Source organism: Collinsella sp. AM09-41, from assembly GCF_003473245.1.
Lineage (GTDB): Bacteria > Actinomycetota > Coriobacteriia > Coriobacteriales > Coriobacteriaceae > Collinsella.
Genome location: NZ_QRMJ01000004.1, coordinates 165370 through 178856, shown reverse-complemented (window position 1 = coordinate 178856; position 13487 = coordinate 165370). Strand labels below are relative to the sequence as shown.

11 protein-coding genes are annotated in these 13487 nt (G+C 61.9%); 9 read left to right on the top strand and 2 right to left on the bottom strand.

Annotated elements, in window-relative coordinates:
• Positions 1–692 precede the first annotated feature (692 nt).
• The 6 genes from DW112_RS06570 (at position 693) to DW112_RS06545 (ending at position 7047) form a co-directional block, all read left to right on the top strand.
• Entirely contained in the window at positions 693–1088 is a 396-nt protein-coding gene (locus DW112_RS06570; protein ID WP_118328607.1) for a helix-turn-helix domain-containing protein, read from the top strand.
• A gap of 287 nt (positions 1089–1375) precedes the next feature.
• On the top strand, positions 1376–4258 hold the full coding sequence (locus DW112_RS06565; RefSeq protein ID WP_118328606.1) for a proton-conducting transporter membrane subunit: 2883 nt from the start codon (positions 1376–1378) through the stop codon (positions 4256–4258).
• A 12-nt stretch (positions 4259–4270) separates the two neighbouring features.
• Entirely contained in the window at positions 4271–4888 is a 618-nt protein-coding gene (locus tag DW112_RS06560; RefSeq protein WP_117637163.1) for an NADH-quinone oxidoreductase subunit B family protein, read from the top strand.
• Positions 4888–5604, top strand: coding sequence for an NADH-quinone oxidoreductase subunit C (locus tag DW112_RS06555; RefSeq protein ID WP_117637164.1), 717 nt, complete (start codon positions 4888–4890; stop codon positions 5602–5604). Before DW112_RS06560 ends, DW112_RS06555 begins: the two co-directional genes overlap by 1 nt.
• A 5-nt stretch (positions 5605–5609) precedes the next feature.
• Entirely contained in the window at positions 5610–6698 is a 1089-nt protein-coding gene (locus DW112_RS06550; protein WP_117637165.1) for a nickel-dependent hydrogenase large subunit, read from the top strand.
• A gap of 7 nt (positions 6699–6705) precedes the next feature.
• Positions 6706–7047 (top strand): 4Fe-4S dicluster domain-containing protein, encoded by a 342-nt coding sequence (locus DW112_RS06545; protein ID WP_117637166.1) that lies wholly within the window; start codon positions 6706–6708, stop codon positions 7045–7047.
• 785 nt (positions 7048–7832) lie between these two features.
• Here DW112_RS06545 and DW112_RS06540 read toward each other — a convergent pair.
• Both DW112_RS06540 and DW112_RS06535 read right to left on the bottom strand, forming a co-directional pair.
• Positions 7833–8462 (bottom strand): response regulator transcription factor, encoded by a 630-nt coding sequence (locus DW112_RS06540; protein WP_117803505.1) that lies wholly within the window; start codon positions 8460–8462, stop codon positions 7833–7835.
• Positions 8459–9604 (bottom strand): sensor histidine kinase, encoded by a 1146-nt coding sequence (locus DW112_RS06535; protein WP_158567545.1) that lies wholly within the window; start codon positions 9602–9604, stop codon positions 8459–8461. Before DW112_RS06535 ends, DW112_RS06540 begins: the two co-directional genes overlap by 4 nt.
• 211 nt (positions 9605–9815) lie before the next feature.
• Here DW112_RS06535 and DW112_RS06530 point away from each other — a divergent pair, with 211 nt between their 5' ends.
• From DW112_RS06530 to DW112_RS06520, 3 genes are read left to right on the top strand one after another with little or no spacing between them, the layout of a single operon-like run.
• Positions 9816–10754 (top strand): ABC transporter ATP-binding protein, encoded by a 939-nt coding sequence (locus DW112_RS06530; RefSeq protein ID WP_118328604.1) that lies wholly within the window; start codon positions 9816–9818, stop codon positions 10752–10754.
• A 9-nt stretch (positions 10755–10763) separates the two neighbouring features.
• Positions 10764–11951 (top strand): ABC transporter permease, encoded by a 1188-nt coding sequence (locus DW112_RS06525; RefSeq protein ID WP_118328603.1) that lies wholly within the window; start codon positions 10764–10766, stop codon positions 11949–11951.
• Positions 11938–13143 carry an ABC transporter permease gene (locus DW112_RS06520; RefSeq protein WP_118328602.1) on the top strand — a complete coding sequence of 402 codons (1206 nt, stop codon included), beginning with the start codon at positions 11938–11940 and terminating at the stop codon, positions 13141–13143. The genes DW112_RS06525 and DW112_RS06520 overlap by 14 nt, the downstream gene beginning before the upstream one ends.
• Positions 13144–13487: the final 344 nt, after the last annotated feature.

Here is a 13487-nt window from a genome sequence, read left to right as displayed (position 1 = left end):
CACCCGGTTGCCGCCCCCTTTCTAGTCTGCGCGATCCCAGTCTTGGACTCCGCTGGACAGTTAGTTCAGATACGTATAATTCCAGACCGCAGCAGGCGCATCCGGCGCTCGTTTTGGGGAAGAAAGGGGCTCAAAACTAGGATTCGGTAGCTATCTGGGCTCGATTTGCGTGCAATGAGTCGCCAAAGAACCCTCTCCGGGGACCATAGCGCAGCTTTATCAGCATAGAAAAATACGTATCTGAACTAACTGTCCAGCCGCCGTTGGAGAAAGGTGTTTTAGCTCTCCCGACCCCTCCACCAGGCTTTCCAACTTCCCACTTAACTTAACACTTAAGGTGGAAAGCTGGGTAGAAAGCTGGAAAGTTAAGTGGAAAGCTGGAATGTTAAGTGGAAAGCTGGAAAGTACGCGGAAGACTGACATGCTAGCCCAGAGGCTAGAGGGGTTAATAATTATGAAGACCATACCAAGCGAAACAAAAAGATACCAATCTGGTTGGTAAAACACGCTCAATGAGCTGCGAGCTAACTAGCTGCGTAAATTAAATGTAAAGAACTGTCGCAAATAAATGGCAAATGCCCAGATAACGCCGCGTCTATTTTAATTAACTGCTTTGAGCAAACAGTAAAATGCTACTATCTAACTTGCACGTAAGAAAGCAGATTAACGGTTAAGGCTAAGAAGTGGCAGGTATGTCGGAAGCAACTAGGACTCGCACGCATGCGCCCGAGGTTAGGCAGCGCGCCGTCGAGATCCTCCAAGAGGGGGTCGGTCATCGCGCCCTCGCCGCGGAGTTTGGCATTCCCCAGGCCACGGCTCGTCAGTGGGCCCGCGCGTATGCCGTAGGCGGTGCCGACGCCGTTCTCAACGCCGGTTCGCATCATCACACCTATTCGTACGAAGTTAAGCTCGCCGTGGTCAAGGACCGCTTGGAAAACGGCTTAACGGTTCGCGAGGCCATGATCAAGCACAAGATTCCCAGCGAGTCTTCGGTCAAGGCTTGGTGCCGCCAGTATCGCGAGAGCGGTGAGTCCGCGCTGGTTGATAAGCCGCGCGGTCGCAAGCCGCGCGTTAAAAAGGCGGAATAGCGAACGGGATGGTGCGCCCACAGGGGCGCATTTTTCTTGCCGCGCCAACTTTTTGGACCGTCGTGAGCCTACTGGAACATCCTCCAAAGTGGTTAATAAACCGCGCGCAGTGGCCCGTGCGCCCGCCGCCGCGATAGGGGGAGCGTCGCCTCTCTGCTCCAAAGCGGACAGACTCGTTACCCCGTACGCCTAAAACTCCCCAGTTGACCGAAAACCCGCCGCCGCTACTCCTCAACTGAGCTATAACGTTAAACAATTGCAGCGTTTTTGCATGGGGGAGTGATGGTATGACGCTACTGTATTTCCTTACCCTGTTTCCGCTGGTACCGGCGCTGGGCATGCTGCTCGCGCGCGGTGCCCGCGCCCGCGATGCGGTAGGGCTTGTAGGCTCCGGCATTATTATGGCGGTGACGGTTGTAGTCGCCGTCATGTTTTTTGGCACGGGCCCGCAGAGCTTCGAGGTTGCCCCCGGCACCTCGCATGTGCTCTCGATCATCAGCTCCGTCATCGACGTGATCCTGTGCGCCGTCATCCTGTACAACGCGCGTAAATATAAGAGCACGCTCACCACGGTGCTCGGCGTGGTGCAGCTGGTGGGCTCGCTCACCTTTGCAGCTATGACGCTGCCCGCGACCGAAGCCGTCACGGCAACGCCACTCTACCTTGACTACATGAGCGTGATCATGGTGCTTGCCGTCGGCATTGTCGGCAGCCTTATCTGCGTGTACGCCCTGGGCTACATGAAGGACTTCCAGGCCCATGACGAGCACGAGGCCGCGCTGCGCGGGCAGACCGCGCCCGACCGTCGCCCGCAGTTCCTGGCGCTCATGTTCCTGTTCCTCTCGGCCATGTTCGTCATCGTGACGAGCGACAACCTTGAGTGGCTGTTCTGCGGCTGGGAAATCACCACCGTGTGTTCGTTCCTTATGATTGGCTACACGCGTACGCCCGAGGCCATCAAGAACGCCTTTACCCAAATCATCCTCAACATGCTGGGCGGCATCGCGTTTTTGGCCGGACTTATGTATCTGCACGTTAACGGCATGCCGCTGACCATCTCGGGCATGATCGAGCTTTCCGGCACCGGAACCGCGCAGTCCGCGCTGCTGGTGATGCCGGTCATCCTGTTGTCGCTCGCCGCGCTCACCAAGGCCGCACAGATGCCGTTCCACACTTGGCTGTTGGGTGCCATGGTTGCACCCACTCCCACGAGCGCCCTGCTGCACTCGTCAACCATGGTCAAAGCCGGCGTGTTCCTGATGGTCAAGCTGAGCCCACTCTATGCCATCTACCCCGTGACCGGCTTTATGGTCACGAGTGTGGGTGCCATCACGTTTTTGCTCGCTGCACTCATGGCCATCTCGCAGAGCAACGCCAAACGCGTGCTCGCGTACTCCACCATTTCCAACTTGGGCCTCATCAGTGCCTGCTTGGGTGTCGGCGCGCCCGAGGCCGTATGGGCGGCCATCTTCCTGATCTTGTTCCACACGGTGGCCAAGTCGCTGCTGTTCCTGTGCGTGGGCACGGCCGAGCATCATATCGGCAGCCGCAATATCGAGGACATGGACGGCATGTTCAGCCGCATGCCGCACCTGACGCGTCTGATGATGCTGGGCATTATGGGCATGTTTGTGGCGCCGTTTGGCATGCTCGTGTCCAAGTGGGGCGCCCTGGTGGCGTTTGCGCAGACCGGCAACGTGCTCATGATCATGGTGCTTGCCTTTGGCTCGGCCGCGACGTTTTACTTCTGGGGCAAGTGGCTTGCCAAGCTTTCGGGCGTCGACCCCACGGCTCAAAACGTTGAGGTCAATGTCCATAAGACCGAATGGATGGCCCTCAACACCATCGCCGCGCTGCTGATTCTGTGCTGCGTGGCGTTTCCGGTTATCTCGAGCGGTCTGGTGTCGCCTTACTTGGCTATGGTGTTTGGCCGCGTGCCGTACGTTATTGGCAAGGACTCCATGTATCTGATGGTCGTTATCGTGGCGTTTATCGCCGTGGTGCTGCTGACTTCATTCCGCGTGAGCAACAAACCGCACGTAAACGTATATCTTTCGGGCGTGGGAACCGACAAATATCGCCATTTCCGCGGCTCGATGGGACGCGAGGTGAAGGCCGAAAAGCGCAATTGGTACTCGGAGGACGCCCTTGGCGAGAAGCGCATTGGCCCCGCGGGCAGCGTCGTGTGCTGCAGTATCATCCTGTTCGCGCTGCTATGCTGCGCATGGATTGGGCCCGAGCGGCTTGCCATGAGCGCGCCCTCGGTGCTGCGCGGCAAGTATTTTGAAGGTGCGGGCGTCGTGGGCATATTTATTGGCACCGTGGTGTTTGCCCTGCTGGCGCCGCTTGTGGGCGGCCTGATCGACGGCGTTGACCGCAAGCTGTCCGCCCGCATGCAGGGCCGCGTGGGCCCGCGCCTGCTGCAGCCCTTCTACGACGTTGCCAAGCTGCTGCGCAAGGCCCCCGCCAGCGTAAACACCATGGACGATACCTACATGGCGTGCGCGCTCATCTTTACCGTGGTGGGCGGCGGTATCTTTGTGTCGGGTTCCAACACGCTGTTGTGCGCCTTTATGGTTACGCTCGCCGCGATCTTTGTGGTGTTGGCGTCCGCCTCGACGCAAAGCCCGTTTGCCCAGGTTGGCGCCGACCGCGAGTTGCTGCAGGTTATGAGCTACGAGCCCGCCGTTCTGCTGATGAGCGTGGGCCTGTACCTTGCCACCGACAGCTTTGATTCCATCGCCGTGACGGGGCAGTCGGCCCCCATCATCGTGTACAGCGCGCCCATTTTCCTCGCGCTGCTCGCGGTACTTACCATCAAGCTGCGCAAGTCGCCGTTTGACCTTTCGTACTCGCATCACGCGCATCAGGAGATTGTCCAAGGCGTCGCCACCGAGATGAGCGGCGGCACGCTGGCCAAGATGACCCTTATGCACTGGTGCGAGACCGTGCTGTTTTTGATGTGGGTGGGCATGTTCTTTGTTTGGGACAACCCGGTGAGCTGGGTGGTTGCCCTGGTCGTGATGGCCGCGACGTACTTTGTCGAGGTGCTGATCGACAACACCTTCGCGCGCAGCACCTGGCGCAGCTGCTTTAAGCTCGGCTGGGGCGTGGCGCTGGTGTTTGGCCTGCTCAACCTTATGCCCATCCTCGTCGACGTGTTTATTTAGGAGGCGGCATCCATGGATCATAAAATGTCGCGCTCGCCGTGGGTTATTCATTACGACGGCTCGAGCTGCAACGGATGCGATATCGAGGTGCTGGCCTCGCTCACGCCGCTGTTCGATGCGGAGCGCTTTGGCGTGGTCAACACCGGCAACCCCAAGCATGCGGATATCTTTTTGGTGACGGGGTCGGTCAATGCCCAGAACCTGCCCGTCGTGCGCCAGATCTACAACCAGATGCTCGAGCCCAAGTGCGTGGTGGCGTGCGGCATCTGCGCGTGTTCGGGCGGCGTGTTCCGCGATGCCTATAACGTGATCGGCGGCGTGGGCCGCGCGATTCCCGTGGACGTGTACGCGCCCGGGTGCGCCATTCGCCCCGAGACCGTGATCGATGCCATTGTGGAGGCGTGCGGCATCTTGGACCAGAAGGAGGCCGTGATGCGCGCCGGCGGCGATCCGCTCACCGTGGGCGGCGCTGCTACTTGGGATGGTGGCGTTGAGCTGGGCGAGGACGGGTTTGTGGCTGCGGGGGCCGGGACTGACGGTGCCGGTGACGCGCCTGCCGGGAAGCCTGCTGCGCCCGCCGCTGGCGACGCACCTGCTGAGACGCCCGCCGCTGCAAAGGAGGTCGAGTAATGCAAAAGGCTATCTATATCACCGTCGGGATCGACAAGCTCCTGCCGCATGTCCAGGCGCTCAAGGGCGTCGGCGCGCGCTTTGTGCAAATGCATGCCGAGCGCAACGTCGACGACGGCTCGTATCGCTTGGTCTATACGTTTATCAACGTCCGTGCTGCTCAGGAGCATATTGCGCAGGACGGCAGCTATGCGATCGAGAACCTGGTGGTCGAGGGCATCGACCAGTACCAGGAGATTCCGTCCATCAGCTCGTATTACCCCGCGGTGTTCCCGTTTGAAAATGAGGCCCACGACCTGTTTGGTCTTGCCATCACCGACATGCAGATCGACTTTAAGGGTTTTTTCTACCAGGTTTCGACTGCCGAACCCATGAGCGTCATCACGCCCGAGGTGAAGGCCGCGCGCGAGAAGGCCATGAAGGTCCGTGCCGCCGCCGAGGCCAAGGCGCGCAAGGCCGCAGCCGAGAAGGCCGCTGCCGCTGCTGCTGCGGGGGAGGGCGCTGCGGGTGCCGGCGATGCTGCGGGCACTGCCGTCGCCCAGTCCGCTGCGGCTACCGGCTCCGATGCTCAGCACGATGAAGCTGCTGCCAAGGCCGCACTTAAGGCTGCCGAGCTGGAGGCAAAGCTCGCCGCCATGGATCCCGAGAAAGCGGCCAAGGTCCGCGCGGCGCTTGCCGCCAAGGCCGCCCGTGACAAGCAGAAAAAGGAGGCGTAAGGTCCATGGCACATCGCTCCGTTATTCCGTTTGGCCCGCAGCACCCGGTGCTGCCCGAGCCGCTTCATCTGGACCTGGTGATCGAGGACGACCGCGTCATCGAGGCAATTCCGCAGATCGGCTTTGTGCACCGCGGGCTCGAGAAGCTCACCGAAAAGCGCGACATGCATCAGTTTGGCTACATCGCCGAGCGCATTTGCGGCATCTGCGCCGTGGGCCACAGCTGCGGCTATGCCAGCGCCTGCGAGCGCATGCTCGGCATCGAGGTGCCCGGCCGCGTGCAGTATATCCGCACCATTTTGCACGAGCTTTCGCGCATTCACTCGCACCTGCTGTGGCTGGGCCTGCTCGCCGATGCCTTTGGCTTCGAGGCGCTGTTCTATCGTTCGTGGACGCTGCGCGAGCAGATTCTCAAGATCTTCGAGAGCACTTGCGGTGGCCGCGTGATCCTTTCGATTAACGAGATCGGCGGCCTTAAGCACGACATTGAGGACTCCGAGCTAGCGGGCATTGTCCAGACGCTCGATGCCATGCGTCCCGACTACGAGGCCCTGGTGCATACGTTTTTGGACGACGACAGCTGCGGCGAGCGCCTGCATGGCGTGGGCGCGATCAGCAAGAAGGACGCGCTGGATCTGTCGATGGTCGGCCCGTTCGGCCGCGCCTCGGGCGTGGACTACGACGTGCGCATGTTCGGCGACGGCGCCTATGCAGATCTGGCCGCGTTTGAGCCGATCGTCGCTACCGATGGCGACTGCTATGCCCGCTGCCAAGTGCGTTGTGCCGAGGTCACGCAGGCCATGGACATCATTAAGGAGCTTGCGGGCAAGATTCCGCACGACGGTATCGGTGGGCGCACCAAGCTTACGCCGGCCGACGGCGCGCGCGGCGAGGTTGTGATTGAGCAGCCGCGCGGCGAGGCGTACTACTATGTGCGCGGCAACGGCACCAAGAACCTGGACCGCTTCCGCGTGCGCACGCCGACGTCGCAGAACCTGGCGGGTCTGACGCATGCGCTGCAGGGCGTGCTCCTTGCCAACGTGCCCATGATCATCCTGACCATCGACCCCTGCATTAGCTGCACGGAAAGGTAGGCGCGGCATGAGTTTGCTGACATTTGCCAAGACGGCCTTGGGCTCTATGGTCAAGCAGCCGGTCACGGTGTGCTATCCGCAGGAGGGGCTGACGGCGCCCGAGCGCTTGCGCGGGCACATCGTCAACGACATGGACGTGTGCATTTGCTGCGGCATGTGTGCTCGCCGCTGCCCGGCGGGTGCGCTTGCGGTCGATCGCAAGGGCGGAACGTGGTCGATTGATCCGTACGCCTGCGTGGTGTGCGGCGAGTGCATCGAGAGCTGCCCCAAGCACTGCCTGACTATGGACACCGCCCGTACTCCGGTTGCGGCGGACAAGACTCCCACGGTAGAAACTAAGCCGGAATAACGCGTAGACGGGCCGGCGGGGCAAAATTGCCCCGCCGGCCCCGCGCTTGAACGCGCGGCTGGGCCGCCGCTAACAAAACCATGCCGGATTACGGGGCTGGATGGCGAACCTCCGACCATATAGAAAATCGCAAAAACAAAACCGCAGGTAGATAGCCTGCCGTTTTTCAAAAAATGAAGGTATGGATGAGGGCCCCGACTTTAGCTCCGTAATCCGGCATAGTTTTGAAATGGCACCATATCCGTGACAGCTCTTGATCTCCCATGGACGGAGGAAAGCGGATCATTTTTGCCTTGCGAAGGCTGCCGCGTGATCCGTCTGCCACGAAATGGGCCCATCTACTATGTTTAGGCGGCAGCCCTCGACCACGGCAAGCAATGCGAAATGAAAACCGCAGGTAGAACGCCTGCGGTTTTTCATGAAACGCGGCTATGGTCAGGGGTATCGGGTCAAACGTAGTAGATGGGCCCATTTCGTGGCGGGCGCCGTCAGCCGATCTCCGCGGGCGGAAGAAAGCAGATCATTTTGGTCTCGCAAGGCTTGCGGAGGCACTCGCGCAGGGCCGCCCGAACAAAACTATGCCGGTTTACTACGATGAACTCGACATTCCCGACCATGACTGCATTTTTCTAAATATCGCAAGCGTTCTACCTGCGGTTTTGGAAGCGTGCAATTTGCCGTGGTCGAAGGTGGGCGATTCATCGTAGTAAACCGGCATAGTTTTGAAATGGCATTAAATCGATAGCAGCCATTTTGCTATGCCGGGGTGGTCGGTTGTTGGGCAATTACCCTCGCAGGTAGGCGATGGCGATCTGCGTGCGGTTGCGTAGGCCCATTTTGGCAAGGATCGAGCTGATGTGGTTGCGTACGGTGCCTTCGCCCATGTAAGCGGCGGCGGCAATCTCCTTGTTATCGAGGCCGCGGGCGATGAGCTCGGCGACTTCGAACTCACGGTCGGTCAGGCTGGCAAAGGCGGCGGGTCGGCGAGGCGTGCTGGCATCGGCGCCTGTCCCGTCAAAATCGATGTCCTCGATCGCCTTGCCCTCGAGCACGCGTTTGCCGTCCATGACCTGCGCCAGTGCCGGTGGAATGGCGGCGACATCGGTTTTGATCAGGTAGCCGCGGGCGCCCAGTTTGAGCGCCGACACAATGTACTCGTCATCCGAGAATGTTGTCAGAAACACCACGCGCGCCGCAGGGTCGCGCTCGAGGATCTCGCGTGCCGCCGAAAGGCCGTCGCGCCCCGGCATCTGGATGTCGAGTAGCGCGATATCGGGCGCGTGCTCGGCGTAGAGCGCGACCGCGTCGTCGCCATTGGCGCCGGTACCCACCACCTCGATCTGCGGCTGTGCGCCCAGGATAATCTTGAGCGAATCGACCACCAAACGGTCGTCGTCGACAACTATGAGCCTCATCGGGCCTCATCTCCTTGCTGTTTGGGAACGGTGGCAAACACACGCCAGCCGCCGGCGCCGGCGCGCGGGCCGGCGGTGAAGGTGCCGCCAAGCGCCTCGACGCGCTCGCGCATGGAGCCGAGCCCCATGCCCTCGGCGATGCCGCGACCGCCCGTCTGGGTCCCGCCCGTGCCATCGTCGGTAACGATGAGCTGGTAAAACGATGGATGCTCCAAGCATCGCACAACAACGTTTTGCGCGCGGGCGTGGCGCATGGTGTTGGAGAGCGCCTCGCGCAGGACCGCCGCAAAGCAGTTGGTGATGTTGGCGGGCGCATGCTCGGCCAAAACCTCAAGCTCAATCTGCGGGCCGCCATCTGAGCACGCGCCTTCCACGATGCACTCGAGCTGTACGGAGAGGTCGGCGGCAGTGTCATTGAGCGCGTGGACGCTGGCGCGCACAAGTTGGAGCGCCTCGTCAACGGTGTGCTTGACGTCGGCGAAATCGGCGGCAACCCTGGGCTCGTCGGCGTGCACGACGCGCAGGGCCTCGGTCTGCAGCGAGGCACGTGTAAGTTGGTGGCCAACGCTATCGTGGATCTCGCGCGCGATGCGGGCGCGTTCGGCGAGTGTCGCGAGCTCGACTTCGTAGTCCTGGCGGTCGGCAAGGTCACGGTTGCGCGCTTCGAGCGCGAGGGCTCGTTCCTGCAGCTCGTCGCGGATGCGGCGCATGCGCTGCTGCTCGCGCTCCAACTGGGCGGTACGCAGTGACAGTAGGGTGGCGGCGACTGAAAGGATGGCGGTCAGCAGGAGCGTTCGAGCGGCAAGCGCGTCGGCGCGAAGGTCCGCGACGAGTGCAAAGACAAAGGCGACGCCAATGCCCAGCGCGACCCAAACGCGTTCACGGCGCACGCGCCGCGCGATGTCATAGAGGGCGAGGGGCGCAAACGGCACAAACGGCGGCACGAAGACAGCCGCGATGATGTAAGCGTAGCTCGCGGCCTCGCTTGTGCGGCTCGTGCGTTCCTTCTGTGCGAGCTCGGCCAGCGAGGTGGCAATAACGCCAAGGCAAAACGCCGCGACCAGGCGAGCGTCCACAGCAAGGCCCGTGGCGGCCGCAATGCAGCACGCCAGCACGATCGATTTGTCGAAAAGCCTGTTCATACGGGTATTGTACGCGAAGCCGCGCGCGGGGGAGGCGCCGCCCGGGGCAACCGTGACATTCCTCCCGCGCGGCAAAGCGGCGTCGATCGCTCGCGCGAGCGGGGGTTTCGCCTCCGCCCCCTCGCACTCGTGACAAAGCTCACTGGTGCGCGCCGTCCGCTCCTGCGATGATGCAATCGTACCGGGCCACGACCAACAGAAGGGCCGCCTCATGACAGACATCGTCCACGTCGAAAACCTCGTCAAGCGCTACGATGACCTTATTGCGCTCGACCACTTTAACCTGAGCATCGCCCCCGGCGAGATCTTTGGCCTGCTGGGCCCCAACGGCTCGGGCAAAACCACGTCCATCAACTGTATCTTGCAGCTGCTTGCCTACGACAAAGGCACCATTGAGCTGTTCGGCGAGCCCATGACGCCCACCCGCTACGACCTTAAGCGTCGCGTCGGCGTGGTGCCACAGCAGGTGGCGGTGTTCGACGAGCTCACCGTGCGCGAAAACATCGACTATTTCTGCAGCCTCTACGTCAACGACCGCAAGCGCCGCCGCGCGCTGGTGGACGAGGCGATCGACTTTGTCGGCCTGGGCGACTTTACCAAGTTTCGTCCCGGAAAGCTCTCGGGCGGCTTGGCACGCCGCCTCAACATTGCCTGTGGCATCGCGCACAAGCCCGAGCTCATCTTCTTTGACGAGCCCACGGTGGCAGTCGATCCGCAGAGCCGCAACGCCATCCTGGAGGGCATCTGCCGCCTGCGCGACGAGGGCGCCACGGTGGTGTACACCAGCCATTACATGGAGGAAGTCGAGCAGATCTGCAGCCGCATCATGATCATGGACGGCGGGCGCGTGCTGGCGCAGGGCACCAACGACGAGCTCAAGCGCATGATTCAGATGGGCGAGAAGATCGTGATCGAGGTCGGCGAGGTGCCGAGCGCGGCGCTCGGTGCCGTCGCGAGCCTGCCGCATGTCCTGGACCTGTCGGCGACGGCGGGCCAGCTCACGTTTTCGTGCGAGGCGAGCCCGCATAACCTGACGGACATTCTCGATGTGCTGCGTTCGCATGACGTGGCGCTCGGCCGCATTTATTCCGAACCGCCGACCCTCAACGACGTGTTCCTCGAGATCACCGGCCGCGAGCTGCGCGACTAGGGGGCAGCCATGTTCAACACCATCATCACTACGGTCAAGACGCTGCTGCGCCGGCCGAGCACGTGGGTCTGGGGTGCTCTCTTTCCCGTCGCACTTTCCACGATGTTCATGTTTATGTTTGCTAACCTCAGCTCCGGCGGCAAGATCGACCCGGTGCCGGTTGCCGTCGTGGCGGACGAGGCTTGGGACGCTTCGACCTTTAAGGGCGTGGCGACGTCGCTTGCCAAGGAAGACAACGATCAGCTGCTCGAGATCCACGAGTGCGAGGATGTGGACGCCGCGAACCGTGCGCTCAAGTCCGGCGAGGTCGCGGGCATCTATACGGTCGACGCTGCGGGCACGCCCAAGCTCACGCTGCTCTCGAGCTATGACGGCTCGCGCGCCTCGTCGGTGCTCACCGACCGCAGCATCCTTGAGACGGTGGCAAGCTCGTATACACAAAATGCCGAGCTCATGTCCCAGATTGCCCAGGACAACCCGGCGGCGCTCGCCGACCCGGAGGCGGTTGCGCGCGCCCTGTCGCTCGAGGGCGGAACCCGCCGCGTGAGCCTGACGCGCACCACGCCCGACGGCACGACCATTTACTACTACGCGCTCTTTGGTCTGGTCGCGATGATGTCTGCCGAGTTTGCCGCCTTGAGCGTCGTCGATTTGCAGCCCAATCTGTCGGGCCTTGGTGCGCGCCGCTGCGTGGGCGGCCTTTCCAAGACAGCGTCGCTGGCCGGCATCTTTGTCGGCTCGTGGCTGGTCTCATTTGCCTCGATGGCGGTCGCGATTGGCTACGTGCGCCTAGTCGTTGGCGTCGACTTTGGCGGGCGCGAGGGGCTGTGTCTGGTGGGCGGTGCTGCATCCGCGCTTGCCGCCACGGGCCTGGGGCTCTTTGTGGGCACGCTTCCCGTTAAGGGCGGCAAGGCGTCCAAGTCCGGTATCCTCACGGGCTTCGCTACCACGTGCGCCCTGTTCGCCGGACTCTACGGCGAGCCGGCGATGGCGCTTGCCGACGATGTCGCCCGCGCCTGCCCGGCCGAGTGCTGGCTCAACCCCGTCAAGCTCATCTGCGACATGTTCAATCGCCTGTATTTCTTTGAGGACCTGGGGCCCTTCGCTGTTCGCGCCGGCGCGCTCGTCCTGATGGCCCTGGTGTTTGTCGCCGCCGCTACGCTGATCTTTGGAAGGAGCCGCTATGAGCACCTTTAAGACCGCGCTTCGCATGGCGCTGGCGCACCCGTTCTACCTGCTCATCTATACGGTATTCATCTCGCTCATGGGCGTATTCATCGCGGCTTCGGTGAGCTGGAACTCGTCGCAGCTTACCGAGTACAAGCCCTACGACACCAACGTGATCGTGGTCGACCGCGACAATAGCGACCTTTCGCGGGCGCTTACCAAGCACCTGGGCTCACGCTTTGACCTGGTCACGGGCGTCGGCGACGACACATACGACCTTGCCGACGCGCTCTCCAAGAGCAACAGCGCCAAGGGCAGTGCCGATTGCGTGTTCTTTATCCCGGAGGGGTTTGAGGACGATCTTGTTGCAGCCGCCCGTGCGGGGGAGGCCCTGCCCAAGCTCGACGTGACCTATGGTTCCGGCACCATGGCGGCGGCGCTTTCGTCCGCCGAGGCCTCGCGCTGGATCTCGCTCGCGGGCGCTGCGGCGGCGCTTGAACCCGCTGCCTCCAACGGTGACGTCGCAAGGGCCGCCGAGCACGCGGCCGCAAAGCGCGCGGAGGTCCAGATCGAGCAGGTCAAGGTCGACTCGACTGCTGCTACCACGCTCGAGTCGTACTTCAACTTTGGCGCGTACGCGATCATCTCGTCGGTCATCGTGTCGGTGGGACTGGTGTTTTCGGGCATGAACGAGCCCGAGCGCGTGCGTCGTATGGATGCCGGCCCAATCTCCGAGCGCCGGCGTTCGCTTGCCGTGTTCGCGGCTGCCGCGGTGCTCACCGTCTGCATATGGTTTGTGTCGAGCATGATGGGTGTCGTGGGCTTTGCCGGCGCGGTCGCCGAGGTCGGCGTGGGCCGTGTGTGCCTGGCGCTGGCGGCGACGTTTGCCCTGGCGTGCACGCCGCTGGCCGTTGGCTTTGCCCTTTCGAGCCTGGGCGCGCGCGAGGAGCTGCTCAACGGTGTGGGCAACTTACTCGGCATGCTCATGACGTTTTTGGGTGGCGCCTGGATGCCGCTGTCGTTCATGGGCTCGGCCGTGCAGACCGTGGCGCATTTTGTGCCGACGTTTTGGGTGAACGACGCGATCGGCAAGGCGCTCGCCGCGGACCTGACGTTCACCGTGCTGGGCGACATCGCCTGCGACCTGGGCGTCACCGTGCTCTTCGCCGCCGCCATCGCCGCCGTAGGCCTGGCCCTCACGCGCGCCAAATCCCATGCCTAGCCGTAACCCGTCACTTGGGGACGTTCTTAAACGACTAGTCATCGGGGACAGTCTTTGCCGATTCGCCGGTTCGCCAGCCGGGTTGGCAAGGACTGTCCCAATATGCCGGCCTTTGGGGACGTTCCTTTCCTGCCGGCACTTGGGACCACTCATTGGGGACAGACTTAAATGAGCGATTTTACTCATTGGGGACAGACTTAAATGAGTGGTTTCAGTCATTTAAGTCTGTCCCCAATGAGTACCCAATGACTGGTTTGGAAAAAATCGCGCCTGTCGCTTAAAAATAGTTCGCCTGGGTTTACTATTACCCTAGAAAAGTAGCTGAAGGCTAACAACGGGGGATA